Annotated in this window: 16 protein-coding genes; 6 read left to right on the plus strand and 10 right to left on the minus strand. The window is 36.7% G+C overall.

Going from position 1 to position 16,003, the window contains the following annotated elements:
* Positions 1–123 precede the first annotated feature (123 nt).
* Positions 124–1,290: an FtsW/RodA/SpoVE family cell cycle protein gene (locus tag J2S77_RS11260; protein WP_306977421.1), complete on the plus strand. Its 1,167-nt coding sequence runs from the start codon at positions 124–126 to the stop codon at positions 1,288–1,290.
* A 26-nt stretch (positions 1,291–1,316) separates the two neighbouring features.
* On the opposite strand, the gene J2S77_RS11265 is transcribed toward J2S77_RS11260, so the two are convergent.
* Genes J2S77_RS11265 through yjbM form a run of 3 tightly spaced genes read right to left on the minus strand, consistent with a single transcriptional unit; the run spans position 1,317 to position 3,669 of the window.
* On the minus strand, positions 1,317–2,180 hold the full coding sequence (locus J2S77_RS11265; protein ID WP_306977423.1) for an RluA family pseudouridine synthase: 864 nt from the start codon (positions 2,178–2,180) through the stop codon (positions 1,317–1,319).
* Between the two features lie 10 nt (positions 2,181–2,190).
* Positions 2,191–3,000 carry an NAD kinase gene (locus tag J2S77_RS11270; RefSeq protein ID WP_306977425.1) on the minus strand — a complete coding sequence of 270 codons (810 nt, stop codon included), beginning with the start codon at positions 2,998–3,000 and terminating at the stop codon, positions 2,191–2,193.
* A 33-nt stretch (positions 3,001–3,033) separates the two neighbouring features.
* A complete protein-coding gene (gene yjbM, locus J2S77_RS11275; protein WP_167263900.1) occupies positions 3,034–3,669 on the minus strand; it encodes a GTP diphosphokinase in 636 nt (211 codons plus the stop codon).
* 50 nt (positions 3,670–3,719) lie between these two features.
* On the opposite strand from yjbM, the gene J2S77_RS11280 reads away from it, so the two are divergent.
* The 4 genes from J2S77_RS11280 (at position 3,720) to J2S77_RS14495 (ending at position 5,938) form a co-directional block, all read left to right on the plus strand.
* Positions 3,720–4,346, plus strand: coding sequence for a CYTH domain-containing protein (locus J2S77_RS11280; protein ID WP_306977427.1), 627 nt, complete (start codon positions 3,720–3,722; stop codon positions 4,344–4,346).
* A gap of 60 nt (positions 4,347–4,406) precedes the next feature.
* Positions 4,407–4,790, plus strand: coding sequence for a globin domain-containing protein (locus tag J2S77_RS11285; RefSeq protein WP_370871834.1), 384 nt, complete (start codon positions 4,407–4,409; stop codon positions 4,788–4,790).
* Between the two features lie 22 nt (positions 4,791–4,812).
* On the plus strand, positions 4,813–5,712 hold the full coding sequence (locus J2S77_RS11290) for a ClpXP adapter SpxH family protein (RefSeq protein ID WP_306977429.1): 900 nt from the start codon (positions 4,813–4,815) through the stop codon (positions 5,710–5,712).
* Between the two features lie 121 nt (positions 5,713–5,833).
* The gene (locus tag J2S77_RS14495; protein ID WP_503128501.1) at positions 5,834–5,938 is read left to right on the plus strand and encodes a hypothetical protein; all 105 of its coding nucleotides are present in this window, start codon (positions 5,834–5,836) and stop codon (positions 5,936–5,938) included.
* Between the two features lie 186 nt (positions 5,939–6,124).
* On the opposite strand, the gene pepF is transcribed toward J2S77_RS14495, so the two are convergent.
* The 4 genes from pepF to mecA form a co-directional block, all read right to left on the minus strand.
* Positions 6,125–7,924 (minus strand): oligoendopeptidase F, encoded by a 1,800-nt coding sequence (gene pepF / locus J2S77_RS11300; RefSeq protein WP_306977433.1) that lies wholly within the window; start codon positions 7,922–7,924, stop codon positions 6,125–6,127.
* A 95-nt stretch (positions 7,925–8,019) separates the two neighbouring features.
* Positions 8,020–9,177, minus strand: coding sequence for a competence protein CoiA (locus tag J2S77_RS11305; protein ID WP_306977435.1), 1,158 nt, complete (start codon positions 9,175–9,177; stop codon positions 8,020–8,022).
* A 45-nt stretch (positions 9,178–9,222) separates the two neighbouring features.
* Positions 9,223–10,737 (minus strand): cardiolipin synthase, encoded by a 1,515-nt coding sequence (gene cls, locus J2S77_RS11310; RefSeq protein ID WP_306977436.1) that lies wholly within the window; start codon positions 10,735–10,737, stop codon positions 9,223–9,225.
* A 304-nt stretch (positions 10,738–11,041) separates the two neighbouring features.
* Positions 11,042–11,737: an adaptor protein MecA gene (gene mecA, locus J2S77_RS11315; protein WP_306977439.1), complete on the minus strand. Its 696-nt coding sequence runs from the start codon at positions 11,735–11,737 to the stop codon at positions 11,042–11,044.
* A 301-nt stretch (positions 11,738–12,038) separates the two neighbouring features.
* Between mecA and J2S77_RS11320 the strand changes: the two genes are divergently transcribed.
* Complete coding sequence (locus J2S77_RS11320) at positions 12,039–12,719, plus strand: TerC family protein (protein WP_306977441.1); 681 nt, start codon at positions 12,039–12,041, stop codon at positions 12,717–12,719.
* Positions 12,720–12,780: 61 nt separating this feature from the next.
* Here J2S77_RS11320 and spxA read toward each other — a convergent pair whose 3' ends face one another.
* The 3 genes from spxA to J2S77_RS11335 all read right to left on the minus strand — a co-directional run bounded on the left by spxA (position 12,781) and on the right by J2S77_RS11335 (position 15,897).
* Positions 12,781–13,176: a transcriptional regulator SpxA gene (gene spxA, locus J2S77_RS11325; protein WP_306977443.1), complete on the minus strand. Its 396-nt coding sequence runs from the start codon at positions 13,174–13,176 to the stop codon at positions 12,781–12,783.
* Between the two features lie 506 nt (positions 13,177–13,682).
* The gene (locus J2S77_RS11330; RefSeq protein WP_306977445.1) at positions 13,683–14,273 is read right to left on the minus strand and encodes a GNAT family N-acetyltransferase; all 591 of its coding nucleotides are present in this window, start codon (positions 14,271–14,273) and stop codon (positions 13,683–13,685) included.
* 406 nt (positions 14,274–14,679) lie between these two features.
* Positions 14,680–15,897, minus strand: a complete 1,218-nt coding sequence (locus J2S77_RS11335; RefSeq protein ID WP_306977446.1) for a putative glycoside hydrolase — start codon at positions 15,895–15,897, stop codon at positions 14,680–14,682.
* Between the last annotated feature and the right edge of the window lie 106 nt (positions 15,898–16,003).

Below are 16,003 nucleotides of genomic sequence, written 5' to 3' on the forward strand. Positions count from 1 at the left end.
CCACCTTACAATCATTTTCTGAGATTATACTAAAACGTTCATAAACTGTTAAAGACTGCACATTGACGAATCCCGTCAAATACTTGAAAATAGAATAGATGATAACATTAAAGGAGTATCTCCATGGAGAACTACGGAAACGACAAAAAACTCGATACATTTCTACTATTCGTTATGGTGAGTCTCATTGCGATTGGTTGTATAACACTTTATTTATTACAACCCCATTTATCAGGACACCTTTCGAATATTAGTTTCTATAGTCAACAAATCATGTGGTTTATCTTAGGTGCAATCGGAATCGCTTTAATCATGTTATTGGATTTTGATTTTTATAGAAAATTAGCGTGGCCTTTATATTTCCTAGGTGTTGCTATGCTGGCAGGTTTATTTGTCTGGGGACAAACGAACCTCGGAGCGACAAGTTGGTATCAGTTACCCTTTGGTTCATTACAGCCTTCAGAGTTTATGAAAGTTTTTCTAGTCATCACATTGGCGCATGTAATCACATCCCATAATGAACAATGGTCTCAGAAAAATTTAACATATGATTTTGTATTGCTAAGTAAGATTCTAGGGTTAACTATAGTACCTCTAGCTCTTATTGTCATGCAACCTGACTTAGGATCAGCCTTAGTTATTCTGTCAATCGCTGGTTTCCTTATTCTAATTTCTGGTATTCGTTGGCGTTTTCTTTTCTCTTTATTCGGAATCATTGCTGTGATAACTGGATTTTTTGTCGCTGCCTATTTAATGTTTACAGAACAATTTGTGAACTTCTGGATGGACACCCCATTCAGACACGCTGTTTTCCGTATTCAAGCTTGGCAAAACCCGCATCTTTATGAAGATGGATCAGCACTTCAATCGATTCGATCTATGCTAGCGATTGGATCTGGTGAATTATTTGGTAAAGGCTTAGGTAGCTTTGAACTTTATATTCCAGAACGACAATCAGACATGATCTTCACTGCTGTAGCCGAACAATTTGGTTTCATTGGTTCAAGTGTCGTGATTATCTTGTATTTCCTTTTAATCTATCGCATTATTCAAATTGCGCTTGATTGTCGCGACCCATTCGGTACTTATTTAGCGGTCGGTTTTGTCGGCATGTTCTTTTATCAAATTTTCCAAAACATTGGTATGTCCGTTCAGCTCTTGCCATTAACTGGTTTACCACTCCCATTCCTGAGTTACGGTGGTACATCCTTACTTGTCTATATGGCTGCCATTGGGATTGTCTTAAATATTCATTCACGGAAAAAAGATTATATGTTCGAAACTGAATAGCCAGGTGCAAAATTGCACCTGGCTTTTTATAATAGTTCGATTAACTTATGTGGTGTCTTCGCATACACTGTAATCTGTTGACCTGAAACAGGATGGATAAATTTTAGCCATTTACAATGAAGCGCTTGACCCGTTAAATCACGTGATTCGCTACCATAAAGGTCATCACCAACAAGTGGAAAACCCAAATGCGCCATATGAACTCGAATTTGGTGGGTTCGGCCTGTTTCTAGCTTAAGCTCAATTAACTTACGATTATGACTCGCCAATTTAACCCGATAATGCGTCACAGCTGGTTGACCGTCTTCACTCACTTTGCGCTCGATAATCGATGGCAAATGGCGTTCAATGGGCCAATTAAGAGTCCCTGATCCCGCCAAAGAACCTTCAACAATACCTTCATACCACCGATCTATACTCACTTGCTGCATTAAATGATGACTATAGCGATGTTTTGCGATCAAGACGAGCCCAGAAGTATATCGATCTAATCGTGTGACGACATGTCCTGTAGTCTCGAGTCCTTGTCTATCAAAATAAGCTAAAACAGCTTCAATTAAGGTGACACCTGCTTCATCCTTCATATTAGGCGTTACAGCTGTCCCCCGTTCTTTATTCACGACTAAAATATGTTTATCTTCATAAACGATACTCAGCGGACCTTGTTTTGGCTGAAACGCATTGCTCCGATGCTCTTTGGGTAAAACGACTTCAAGTACGTCCTTGGGTTTAAGACGATCAGCTATTGTCACCGCTTCACCATTAACTTCGATTACGCCAGATTGTTTCATAGCTTTTATGAGTTGACCTGAAAAAGCTCGCACGTGTTTTAAATAATCACGTACGAGCCAACCATCATGAGTTGATCCGATTATCCAATGGAATTCCATGATGACTCACCTATAATTCCGTACTTTCGTCTGAAATAAATGAATCGTGGACACGTTTCCAAAATGGAAATGGGCGGAATCGCGCAAATCTTACCTTTTCTTTTGATACACGACATTGAATACTGTGCACTTGATTGAATGTCATGGTTAAATGATCAATCGTAATTAAAAAGTTACGTTCACTTTTAGGTTTCATCACTGCTGTATGATGTTTCGGCAAAATAAGAGGTGAACCTACCGTACGGAAAACACGATTGTTAATCGATGCCATTTCCGTAATTTGAAAAGCCTCAAGTGATGGATGAATAATGGCACCACCTAACGCTTTATTATAAGCAGTAGAACCTGATGGTGTCGAAATACATAAACCGTCACCACGGAATGTCTCAAAATGTTCCCCTTTAATTTCAACATCTAATACAACCGAACCTTCTGCTGTTTTCACGGAAACTTCATTCAAAGCTAAATAACAATGCTCAGCATCATAATCTGTTGGACGAATGGTTAACTCTAATAATGGATACTCGACAACTTGAAATGGTGTCCGAGCTATCTCAATAATTAATTTTTCTAACTCTTCTGGTACCCAATCCGCATAGAAACCGAGATGACCTGTATGAACCCCGATAAACGCTGTCTTATCGAGACGATGAACATAACTATGAAACGCTTCAAGTAATGTCCCGTCCCCTCCGATCGAAATGACGAGATCTGGTTCCTCTTCATTGTGCTCTAAATTAAATTCAGATAAGTAACTCTTAAATTTCGACTCAAGTTCCTTTGATGTTTGATCGCCTCGGCTTAGTACTGCAAATTTCACATTGATCCCACCTTTTGATTTAGCAACGACTGATTATTCTTTCGTCCGTCTGAAATATTCCTGTGCTTCGCGAATTTCTTGTCTGATTTTCGACATTTCTTCATCTAAACGGAACGCCGCTTCTGCAGCATTACGTAATCGTGTTGTGACATCCTCAGGTATTTGGCCAGAATATTTATAGTTTAAAGAATGTTCATTAATAGCCCAAAAATTCATGGCTAATGTTCGAATTTGGATTTCCGCTAAGATTTTGCGTTCACCATGAATTGTTTCAACTGGATACCGAATGATCACGTGATATGAGCGGTAGCCACTCTCCTTGTTTTTCTCTATGTAATCTTTCTCTTCTGCAATTTCAAAGTCTTGTCTTGCACGAATCATTTCAACGACTTCATATATATCATCTACAAATGGACAAACAACTCTTAAGCCCGCTATATCTTGAACTTCTTCTTCGATTTTAGGAATAGGGATTTCACGCCGTTTGGCTTTATCGACAATACTTGTAATCGGCTTAACCCGACCTGTCACAAACTCGATGGGAGAATGTCTTGATTCATAGTCGAATTGCTTGCGCATGCCTTTTAACTTTATCTTTAACTCATCAACGGCTTGACTGTACGGTGCTAAAAATATATCCCATTTCAACGTGTTTCCCCCACTTTCCATGATGTCCTAATCACCTATATTGTATCATAATTTGGCAGGAGCCATAATCGTTGAATCTAACAAATTTATCCGTCATAATGAAAATTAGTGTTAAGCGAGGTGAACAAGCATTGCAGGAAATCGAAATTGAATTTAAAAATCTACTCGAACGCGATGAATATAACAATTTAGCCGCTCATTATATGAGTAATTTAGAACCTATAAAACAAGTAAATTACTATTTTGAAACAAATGATTTTCGCTTAAAACAACAGGGGGCTGCTCTCCGTATTCGTGAGAAAACAGATGCTTATGTTGCGACGTTAAAACAACCTGTCGAAAATGGTTTGCTAGAAACGCATGACACCTTAACGAAAGAACAATTTAAAGCATGGTGTCAGGATGAAATCACTTTAGGTGAAAATATCCGTCAACAGTTAAACACACTCGGAATTAAAGAAGCAGACATCCGTTATAAAGGGCAACTTACGACTTACCGATATGAGCGGCAAGATCGCGATATAATCCTTGTCCTTGATCACAGCGAATACAACGGAATGATTGATTATGAACTAGAGGTTGAGGCTTCTAGTTTGGAACAAGGTGAATCTTATTTTCACAATTTATTACGTCAATTTAACATTCCTAAACGTCATACACCGAACAAAATTGCCAGGTTTTTTCAGAGCGTTAACTAGTCATATTAATTGATATGACGCGCCGACGTTGCTACAATATTGAAAAAGAGAGGGATTTCTATGGCACACCAACAGGGCAACATTTACGAAGCCATTGGAGGAGAAGCGGCAGTCCAACGAATTGTCGACGCGTTTTATAAACGTGTTGCCGAACATCCAGATTTAATACCCATTTTTCCAGACGATTTAACCGAAACGAAACGTAAACAAAAACAATTTTTAACCCAATTTTTCGGTGGCCCACAACTGTATATTCAAGAACATGGCCATCCGATGCTTCGCGCACGTCATATGTATTTTACAATCACACCGACGAGACGCGATGCTTGGCTCAGTTGTATGGAAGCCGCTTTGGAAGAAGCTGAAATCGAAGAACCTTATCGCAGCTCAATTTTTGAGCGTTTAACGATGACAGCTAATCATATGATGAACACACCGGAATAGAGAATTCGAAAGGGGAATCGATGTGGTGGATCAAACAGCGAATGTCATGAACAATCTTGCATCGAATGATAATTCCCAAATTGACTTCTGTAACTTACTTAATAAACCCGTTGAAATATACTTTTTTGTCGACCCATTATGTCCAGAATGTTGGTCGTTCGAGCCTTATATCAAAAAATTAGCGATGGAATACGGTTGTTATTTCAAATTGAGAACCATCATCACTGGTAAATCAACTGAAATGAATATTTCGTCACTTAACCGTTCTGATAACATTAAGTATTCGTGGCGCAAACTATCACAGCGAACTGGAATGAATTGCGATGAAGCCATTTCAAATAATAATCCTGTTTCCTCCCCGTTATTAACGTCGCTTGCGATCAAAGCAGCTGAATTACAGGGACACCGATTAAGCACGGATTTTTTACGGAAATTACGCGAGTATTTATTCTTAGACCAACTAAACATTTCAGATGAAGCCGTTTTATTGGAAGTTGCTAATAAAGTCAATTTGGATGTAGATGAGTTTTACCATGATTTATATTCAAATACTGCAAAAAAAGCTTTAAAATGTGATCTTCACGTAGCACAAGAAATGGGCGTTGACCAGACACCATCCATTGTTTTCTTCAATCAGGAAGAAACCGAGGACGGTTTGAAAGTGTCTGGTATTTATGATTACGATTCATATGTTAAGGCCTTATTTGAAGTGATGGGACGTGCAGCTCGTCCAACCGTTAAACCTGCACTCATTGATTTTTTATCTCACTTTAAATTTGTCGCCTCGAAAGAAATTGCGGTTGTATTTGATTGGAGCGAAGAAAAAACAGAACGCGAATTAAAGAAACTCCAACTTACGCGTAAAGTCGAACGTATCCCCGTCAAATACGGCACATTTTGGAAGTACATTGAAACAAATTAGGCATAACTTATGGAAAAGCACCATATGATGAGTATCAAAAAAGGAAGCGATGATGATGATCCGACTCCTCTTTTGGTTGATACTGATTATAGGTGCTTTTTTATTGAATACACTTGGCATGATGCAATTAATCCCACGTTTGATCAGCATGCCGCTTCTGTTTTTGGTACTATTTTTATTTATTGCCTCATTCACCCAAAAAAATTCATTTCGTAAAAAGTTTTGAAGTAATTACTTGAGGAGAATTGTTAAACATTCTCCCTTAATTGTTTAATAATATTGAAGCCTTGTTTAATAATGTTGGAACATTGTTTAACAAACTTGGAAGACCGTTAAATAATGTGTCCACATTATTTAACAATACGTAGTAACCATAAAAAATGCAGGCGATATAAACCGCCTGCATTTTTTATTATTCATTTAATAACGCTTCAAATTCATCTAATTTTGCATCAAATACATCTAATGCTTCTAAAATTGGTGCTTTCTCAGTCATATCCACGCCAGCTTTCTTCAATACATCAATAGGATCTTCGCTACTTCCTGCTTTCAAGAAATCTTTGAATTTCTCTACAGCTGGTTCACCTTCTTCTAGGATCTTAGCGGCTAATGCTGTCGCTGCTGAATAACCCGTTGCATATTGATAGACGTAATAGCCCATATAAAAATGAGGAATTCGAGCCCATTCAAGTCCAATTTTTTCATCAACATGAACATCGTCACCAAAATATTTCTGGTTAAGCTTATAATAAATATCGGTTAATTTTTCAGCTGTCAGTGCTTCACCTTGTTGCTCTCGTTGATGAATTTCATGTTCAAACTCAGCAAACATCGTTTGACGAAAAACAGTTCCACGGAAACCTTCTAAGAAATTATTAAGTAAATAAAGTTTCTTCTGTTTACTATCAAGCGTCTTTAGCATATGGTCATTTAACAATGCTTCATTAGCTGTTGAAGCAACTTCAGCCACGAAAATAGAATAGTTACCATAACGAGGTGCCTGATTCTGATGCGTATAATAACTGTGTAATGAGTGGCCTAATTCATGGGCTAATGTAAATAAATTATCCACATTATCCTGCCAATTCATAAGGATATATGGATTTGTTAAATAGCCACCAGATGAGTAAGCACCGCTTCGCTTACCTTTCGTCTCAAGCCAATCGATCCAACGTTCGTTATAACCTTTTTGAACAATGGAGGTGTACTCTTCCCCTAATGGAGCTAAGCCCTTAAGAACCCAATCCTTTGCTTCTTCAATCGTCACATCCATTTTCTCATCAACAAGCGGTGTATAGATGTCATACATGTGTAACTCATCTACTTCAAGCATACGCTTTTTCAACTTCATATAACGATGAAGTGACGGCAAACGATCATTAATCGCTTCAAGTAAATTATCATAAACTTGTTCCGGAATATTATTCTTGTCTAACGCCGCTTCACGTGCTGAATTATAATTGCGTGCCTTCGCAAAGAAGTTTGCCTTCTTCACTTGCCCACTTAATGTCGCGGAAAACGTATTTTGATACTGACCAAACGTATCGTACATCGCATCAAATGCTTGTTTTCTAACTTGACGGTCTTTCGAATCTAAAAAGTCACGAAAACGACCGTGTGATAGTTGCGTCTCTTCCCCAATTTCATCCGTAATCGTTGGAAATTCGATATCGGCATTGTTTAACATACCAAAAGCATTACCAGGCGTCTGTGTGACTTCAGAGACTTCTGCTAATAGCGATTCTTCTTTCTCTGATAAAACATGAGGTCGAGACTTCATAATGTCACGTAATGTTTTTTCATAATGCTTCAGTTCATCATTCTCAGCAATAAACTGTTCAATTGTCGCATCATCCATCGCCAATATTTCAGGTGTTACATAACTAAACGCACTCATAACTTGCGTAACAAGTGATGTTGCCCGTGCATCTTGATCCTGATACTGACTATTCGCTGTATCTTGGTCTGAACGCATATGTGAATAAACAAACACTTTTTGTAAGCGTGTTTGAAAATCATCTTCTAGTTGTAAAACCGCCAATAAATTATCAGATGACTCGGCGATTGTCCCTTTATATGCTGTAATCTTAGGTAATTCATCATGTAAAGCTTGTAGCGCTTCTTCCCATGCTTCATCCGTTTTGAAAATGGCTTCCAAATCCCAAGTCAATTCAGTTGGGACTTCCTCTCTCGTTTTAATCTCCTTAGCCATTATGTAACCTCCCGCAATCGTAATTTTTCTTACAATTCACTATTTTATAAAAGTTACATCAGAATGTAAAACAAACTACTTAACTTTTTCATTTGTTATAAAGTTAAAAGTTGATTAAGTGTTGCCTCATCTTGTTCGAGCGCTTCATCTAATGTTTTAGGAAAAATAACATCAGTTTTCTTAATAAAATGACTAGGTGTCTGTTTTTCTAATAAATCAAGCGAAACTAGTGTATTTAAATAACTGTAAAGAGGGTGATGAACTGAAGTTGGATAAGCTGAGGTTAGACGACCTTGAAAAAAGACCCGCATCATATCATAAACATCATACCAATTCAGTTCATCCCCTTGCTCTAATTCATTAAAAAGATCGATTATAAACGATGTTTGCCAAATATAAACCGGGGTCTTATCAAGATGATAATTTGTAACGGGTAAATAAATACAGGAAGGTAAGAACTGAGGATGAAGTGACTGCGTGTATAAATAGTTCATATAATCTTCTTCAATTTTGGAAGAGAATTGTCGCTGTTTAGACCGAAAACGCTTTTTTTGAAATAACCATTGTTGGTAATCTGTTGATTGTGGAACCTTAGAAGCGAAAATCTGAGGAATGGTCCAATTTGTAATCGTACCACTTCGAGTTGTTGTAAAAGCATTGTGTTGATGGACAAAACTAGGTTCATGTAGGTGTAGCGTATAATTCATTGGATCATAAGTAAAAAAACGAGGTGTCTTAGCATAGGGATGGTGCAAAAGTGAAACACGAATTGCAGGTGCTACTCGATAAAATGACGCTTGGTAAGGTTTATGGTAACCAGGACCGAATATCCAAATACAAACAATCCCTTGCTTCATATAATCTTCCGTACGAACACGCAATTCTTCTGGTTCAAGCGGTGAACACTGGTACTCAAAAGCAATGTACGTATCGTTTATTTTAGTTAAAACATCTGCTCGGCGATCAATGGGTGGAATGTATTGTTCCAAATAAACAGGATAACTTTGTCGGTGTAGCCATGTAGCTATATGCATTTTTCCACGGAGATGGGTTTCAGATTCACCTCTTCCGTATGAACATGAAGCTTCGGAGTCGTGGGCAAAATGAGGAATATTAATCGGACCAGCTTTTAAAATGACGGGTTTTTGACAAACAGGACAAAATAATGGTTCATGTCGTAATTGGTCTAGCCTCTCTTTAGACTGGCTAAATGCAATTACGGATTGATTGTTTTTATTGATTGCTTTTAACAATAGGCATCTCCCCTTAATTCATACCTAACACTTATCACCACTACTTTATAGCAGTGGTGACAATAAGCGAAAGAATGATTCTGTGACTCGGATCAATATGGAACGTTTATTAAACGAATTAAGATCGATTTCTCGCGACTCGTCAAAATCTTGGCGGAAATCTTCTACTAACTTCGCGGTACTATCCGTACGGAATAAAAAGGCATTCACTTCAAAATTTAAATGGAAACTTCGCATATCCATGTTCGATGTTCCAATTGATGCTAATTCTTCATCAACAATAATAACCTTACTGTGCAAGAATCCTCGGCTATACTCATAAACCTTCACTCCAGCCTCCATCAATTCTGGATAATAAGAGCGAGAAGCATGATAAACAATTCTCTTATCAGGTACACTTGGCATCATCAAGCGTACATCCACACCACTTAAACTAGCTACTTTCATTGCAGTTAAAATATCATCATCAGGTATAAAATATGGCGAAGCAATCCAAATCGACTTTTTTGCTGAAATAATCATAGAGAAATATAATTTCTTTATATTTTCCCATTGAGTATCTGGTCCATCAGCAATTAACTGAACGCCTCCAGCTTCGCTATGTGTAATCACAATTTCAGGTGAAAGATAATCTTGTGTCAACAAATGTTCATCCGTTTCATAATACCAATCTTGTAAAAAGATCAACTGTAATGTTCTAACCGCTTCTCCACGAACAAACAAATGTGTATCTCGCCATTCACCGAAATGAGCATTGCGTCCTAAATACTCATCGCCAATATTCAGCCCACCCATGAAACCTTGTTCACCATCAACCACAATAATTTTGCGGTGATTTCTAAAATTAATTCGGCTACCAATAAACGGTAACCTCACTGGTGCAAATGCTTTAAGTTTGACACCCGCATCGCGTAAATCTTGTTTAAAGCTATCCGACAAACGCCAACTTCCAACAGCATCATAAAGAAAGCGTACTTCCACGCCTTCTTTGGCCTTATCAATTAACACTTTCTTAATCTCTTGACCAATCTCATCATGTCTAACGATGTAATACTCTAAATGTATATGGTGCCTCGCTTTTTTTAAAGCTTCTAAAATAGCTGGAAACTTCTCTGACCCATTCGTTAACACCTGGGTTTGAGAATTGAAAGAAACAGGTGAATTTCCTAGTTCATGTGCTAGACGGAAGAACATTTTCTGATGATCGCCCATTTGGTTGAGATCTTCTTCTTGAATAGGCCGATGTCCTTCAATTTTATTAAACGCTTCCTCGTCCTGCTCTTGCTTTTCATCGTAACGTTTTCTTTTTTTATAGTTACGACCAAAAATTAAGTAGAAAAAGAATCCTAATACAGGAAACGCAGCAAAAACAAGAATCCAATTAATTGTCTGAGAAGGTTGGCGATTTTCAATAAAAATCATAAATCCGATTAAAACTGCTGATATCGTCACAAAAAGAGAGAACGTCGTAATAATTCGACCTTCCCAAATTACGTAGGACAAATACCCAGTTGCAAAAACAATCGCAGTAAATACCAGCACTTGAATCCATTTCAACATATCGTCAAAGCCTCTCTTTTTCCCTCAAGTACATCCCTTTGTTATGTTAATAATCTTAGCGTACAAAATATGTCACATTTTTTCAACCAAACAAAATTTTTGTCGATTGGAAATAATAACAATAACACCTAATATTAAGTTCACTTTTCTTATATTTAAGAAATAACCTATTTTTCATTCGATTAAACTTTTTTTGACCAAATCAGAACACTTTAGTTTGAAATTGCCAAGTTTAATTCACACCGCCTTAACCGCTTATAAATTTAAAAAAGCAAGCTTGCCTACTTACAAGCTTGCTTTATAGTTATTCAAAATGTGTTCTCAACTGCTTCATAGCATCATCTTCAAATATTTCTACACCATATTCTGTTAGATAGTGTTTCGTCATGGCGGACTCTTCACCAAATTCAAGCAAACGACTGATATAATCTTCCTGCTCATCTTCACTTAAGAAGCCATTTGGAAAGCCGACATGGATGAAATACTGGTCGTCAAATGCAAATAGTCGATCCGTTACAAAGCGTGTATCTTGAACTGATTGACTTAATGAAATCGCATCTTCAATGTCATTAAATGTAACCATTAATGTTAGATCATCATCAAGATGTTTTTTCTTCTTTTTCTTTTGACCTTTGTTATCGTTTGATGCTTTTGAATCTTTTGAGAAACTTTGGTCCATAAAGTTCTCTAGCTCGTGTGTCACACCTTGACCATTCGGATCATCAGCGTCTGGTAGTTCTAACTTGTTACCATCTTTAGAGATCTGTGCCTTAGTTACAACAATTTCTAACCCTTTATCCATTGCCTGAACTTGGATCCATAATGGGCCATCAACACTAAAGTCTTCATGATCATTAACTTCATCCATCATATCCCAAAATAATTCTTCGCCTTTTTCTCGGTTATACCAAATATCTTCGCGTGTGAAACCACGCTCTTCAATATCTTGATATGATATATAAAATTTTAATGTGTTTTCATTAATTCTTTCTATTTCCATTGTTTTTCCTCTCCCTTCTTACCTTTAAATACTACTTGGGAAGGACTTACCCTATTATCTTAATATAACAATACCCGAAAGTCATCGCCTTCAATCATGTCATAAAGATTTCGTCTTAATCATAATTTATGTTAAGTCCAATTTTTTTGAAAATGTTTTTGACTAGCTTTTTCAAAATTCCATGTTCGCCCGAATGTGAAACAAGCTGTCCCACAATTCAAACAACGATGATTTTCTGTATTTAATCCATAATTGTAAAACATATAGAACTATTTGTCACGCCATAAAAGGAGGTTTTTTCATGGAATTTTTATTAGAACTAAATTGGGATATAATAAAAGCTTTATTTATTATAATCGGTATCGACTTAATTCTTGGTGGCGACAATGCAATCGTAATCGCCATGGCTAGTCGAAAACTGCCTGATCACCTTCAACAAAAAGCAATCGTTTTCGGAACCATACTAGCAATTGCCTTTCGTTTTATTCTTGCGACAATCGCCATATTTTTATTAACGATGCCTTATGTTCAATTAATAGGTGGTCTACTTTTATTCTACATTGCTACCCAGCTATTACGCGACCAAGATGCTCACGATCATCCAGATATTCAATCATCAACAACTTTTCTAGGCGCTGTAAAGACCATTATCATTGCTGATGTTGTGATGGGCTTTGATAATGTACTGGCAATTTCAGCTGCAGCAAATCAAAATATTGCCCTCATTTTATTCGGTTTGATCATCTCTGTACCACTCATTATCTTTGGTAGCCAAATTATTCTTAAGCTTATGAAGCGATATCCTTTTATGATTTATCTTGGCGCAAGTTTATTAGCCTATACAAGCGCAGAGTTAATTTTAAAAGAAGAAAAAATCGAAGCTGTTTGGACAAGCATTCCTTATCATGCCCTCACATGGCCACTATTCATGGTTATACTTGTATTATTCATAGGCTACCTCAGTAGAAAACCAGCTGTATAGAAAAGACAAAAAGCCGAACCATTTGGAAGTCAGGTCCGGCTTTATTTATATCACTGTAAACTTAATTCACTAAACGTTTTGCTTCTTCTAATTGGAAAGAACGTACGTTACGTGGTAAGAATCGACGAATTTCATCTTCGTTATATCCGACTTGTAGACGTTTCTCATCCATAATAATTGGACGACGTAATAAGCCTGGATTTTCTTGAATTAAGTCAATTAAATCCTTAAGTGGCATTTGATCTAATCCCACGTCTAATTTTTGGAATACCTTAGAACGTTTTGAAACAATCTCGTCAGTTCCATCCTCCGTCATACGTAAGATCTCTTTGATTTCGTCTTTTGACAATGTATCTGAGAATATATTACGTTCTTCAAATGGAATCTCGTGTTCCTCTAACCAAGCTCTCGCTTTACGGCAAGATGTGCAACTTGGTGATGTAAATAACGTTACCATGCCATTCACTCTCCTTTTATCGGCTTAAGACATGAAACAAATCGATTAAAATCGATTTAAATTTAGAATTACTCTAATCTAATGTACTTTTAGTATACAATAAAACTATGTAATTGAAAAGAGCTCTCAATTAGTTGTAAACAAAAAGTCACATTTTTAATTTCGCCTTAGTATTGTTTTACCCGTCTTACACAAAATTAAACCTAATTATTTCATATTTTTTATATTAAATCGAACAAAATTAAAAGCAATATCTCATAAATAAACTTATTTTAAGTAATGGTACGAAAATACGTTCGCTTTAATATCAGTATAACATAAAACAGCTATATGCCATAGGTCTTTTTTTACACTTACTTATAAGTAGAATGTTAGAGAATGAACTTTATTTCATTGTACTTACATATAATTTTCTCTTTGAAGAACTTTCAAAGTGATACTTAAATAATAAGATCTAAAACCACTGAATACAAAAAGCAGGTCCAGAATTAAGGACCTGCTTTTTCTTATACACCTTTAGGCTCTTTCAATGCATCGAATAAGTCATCTTTCTGCTCTTTGTCAATCGTCAAAACTTCTTCAACTGGCTGATACGATTCACCATAGATTTCTTGGTCTTTATAAGTATGAATTTCTTCATATAATGTACGCATTTGTTCATAAATCATATCTTCTGAAGCCTCATCAGGTGACCAGTACAAAATTTCTAATGTATTGAGTTCATTGGTTGCTAGTGATCGACGCGTATACCCGATAGATTGTGCGTGTTCAAAACCTTCCCGCTGATAAAAGCGTAAACGTTTAGCTGTATCAGTATCTTCATAATCAACTGGTTCAACTTCTAAAATAATTGGCTTATTTCGTTCCTTTAATTGATCTAGCAGCTTTTGCCCCATACCTTGACCGCGTGCTTTTGGTGATACGTAAACATAATCAATAAAAATAAAGGCCTCAAATTCAGCATACATCATCACGTGGTGGTCGCCTTCTTCTTTATAATAAACATCGCTTCGTTCTTTTAATAAACGCTCCATATGTTCCTTAGATTTCATTTCTTCAACCGGAAAGTATTCATTTAACTTTTCATACCAGTTCATAAATCTGCTCCTTCTTCGTTTTGTTATGTTTAGCGTTCGTTTTATATCCAATCTTTATTATATAGTTTTGGAAAAATTGTGTTAAACGGCATAGAGAGAGAATAATCAAGATTAAATGCCGTTTGTCACGACTGCTTACCCTTCAACTGATTATCCCTTAAATATACAGCTATAAACGTACACATTCATTAAAATAGAACAAATTTGCTTGTAGAATTATCTTAAATACAAAATAAACGTTGTATTCTAGGCTCTGTTACGCTACTGTGATGATGAACTAAACCCTACAAGTTTTGAAATTACTTTTCTTAGTTATTAAATAAATCCCCCGATTTATTTAATAACTTCACGAACTATTGAAATGCATTCAAAAAAAGCCTTGGCAACTGCCAAGGCTTACTAATCATTATTTCGGATCAAAATTTGTTCCTTCTGTATAGTTATTATTTGCATTCCATAATAAATATTCGTAAATCCCGTTCTCGTATAAAGCTTCGATTTGGGCTGTTACTTCATCAGCTCCATACTTGAATGTATTACCTGAAGAATATAACCAAGATGCTGTAAAGTCTTGCAACCACGGACGAGAAGTTGGTGCATCATCTAATTCACCTAACAACTCATTCTCTGATTTAGCATACTTATTCACGAGATTATATGGCTCACGGTCAGGTTCACTAATACCAAAGTATGGCGTCCAATGACTAGGATAAATCATTGAAGAAATGACATCGACATTTTCCGAAATACCAAGGAAGTTCTGACCAATTCCAGGTGCATCACCAATTGTTGCCGTATAACCAAATATATCAACGGACACATCAATATCATACGCCTCTAACTCTTCATAAGCATATTCCACAAATTCATTAACTGCTGTCACGCGTTCACGGACATTATCTAAGCTTGCATCATCATAATCACCGCGAGAATAATTTAATTCTTCGTCCCGATGTTCAAATCCTTCTGGAAAACGAACATAATCAAACTGAATTTCTTGGAAACCTAATTCAGCAGCATCCTTAGCGACCTCTATGTTATAGTCCCAAACATCCTTAACAAATGGATTCACAAACGCCTCATTCCGTCCATTCTTCCAAACATCGCCACCTTCTTTAAATGACCATTCTGGACGTTTCTCAGCTAAGGCTGTATCCTTAAATACGACAACACGAGCAATCGGATAAATTTCTTCTTTTTCTAAACGCTCAAGCATCGCACGTGGATCTTTAATATAAGTCTCCGATACATCGTGCGCCACGTGATCCTCATTCATCTCATACGTCACTTTCCCATGGTCATCCTTTACATCTATAACCATCGAATTTAGCGGCGTATCATTCACGAGTGATACTAACTCATCAAACCGATCGCCACCAGCAGAGTGACCCGTCACATAAATACCCCGTACATTTTCTGGGTATTCAAAGTCTAAACCTGAATCATATACAAAGCGTGGAACAGGATCAGGAAGTACTTTTTTCTCTAAAGCATGGTCATATGTATGATGAAAAGATACTTTCTCTCCCTCTGATTCACTTCCATCATCCGCCGCGACCGGATTAACCAACAAAAAAGCCATGACACCCAACAACACCAACACAACAAGCTGATACCTTCTCATGATTTATTCCCCCAGATGTTTTCTCTATATATTCTATTATAATCTGTTTTACACACGTTTTGTTGAAAAACTATAAATTTTTTCAATTAAATTTTTGTGACTAATC

Origin of the sequence: Alkalibacillus salilacus (genome assembly GCF_030812915.1) — a bacterium.
GTDB lineage: Bacteria > Bacillota > Bacilli > Bacillales > Alkalibacillaceae > Alkalibacillus > Alkalibacillus salilacus.

What these genes read in the sequence shown, in the direction of transcription:
- J2S77_RS11260 (WP_306977421.1), top strand. Translation starts at nt 124, where the DNA reads ATGGAGAACTACGGAAACGACAAAAAACTCGATACATTTCTACTATTC.
- J2S77_RS11265 (WP_306977423.1), bottom strand. Translation starts at nt 2,180, where the DNA reads ATGGAATTCCATTGGATAATCGGATCAACTCATGATGGTTGGCTCGTA.
- yjbM (WP_167263900.1), bottom strand. Translation starts at nt 3,669, where the DNA reads ATGGAAAGTGGGGGAAACACGTTGAAATGGGATATATTTTTAGCACCG.
- J2S77_RS11285 (WP_370871834.1), top strand. Translation starts at nt 4,407, where the DNA reads ATGGCACACCAACAGGGCAACATTTACGAAGCCATTGGAGGAGAAGCG.
- J2S77_RS14495 (WP_503128501.1), top strand. Translation starts at nt 5,834, where the DNA reads ATGCAATTAATCCCACGTTTGATCAGCATGCCGCTTCTGTTTTTGGTA.
- pepF (WP_306977433.1), bottom strand. Translation starts at nt 7,924, where the DNA reads ATGGCTAAGGAGATTAAAACGAGAGAGGAAGTCCCAACTGAATTGACT.
- cls (WP_306977436.1), bottom strand. Translation starts at nt 10,737, where the DNA reads ATGTTGAAATGGATTCAAGTGCTGGTATTTACTGCGATTGTTTTTGCA.
- mecA (WP_306977439.1), bottom strand. Translation starts at nt 11,737, where the DNA reads ATGGAAATAGAAAGAATTAATGAAAACACATTAAAATTTTATATATCA.
- J2S77_RS11320 (WP_306977441.1), top strand. Translation starts at nt 12,039, where the DNA reads ATGGAATTTTTATTAGAACTAAATTGGGATATAATAAAAGCTTTATTT.
- spxA (WP_306977443.1), bottom strand. Translation starts at nt 13,176, where the DNA reads ATGGTAACGTTATTTACATCACCAAGTTGCACATCTTGCCGTAAAGCG.
- J2S77_RS11330 (WP_306977445.1), bottom strand. Translation starts at nt 14,273, where the DNA reads ATGAACTGGTATGAAAAGTTAAATGAATACTTTCCGGTTGAAGAAATG.
- J2S77_RS11335 (WP_306977446.1), bottom strand. Translation starts at nt 15,897, where the DNA reads ATGAGAAGGTATCAGCTTGTTGTGTTGGTGTTGTTGGGTGTCATGGCT.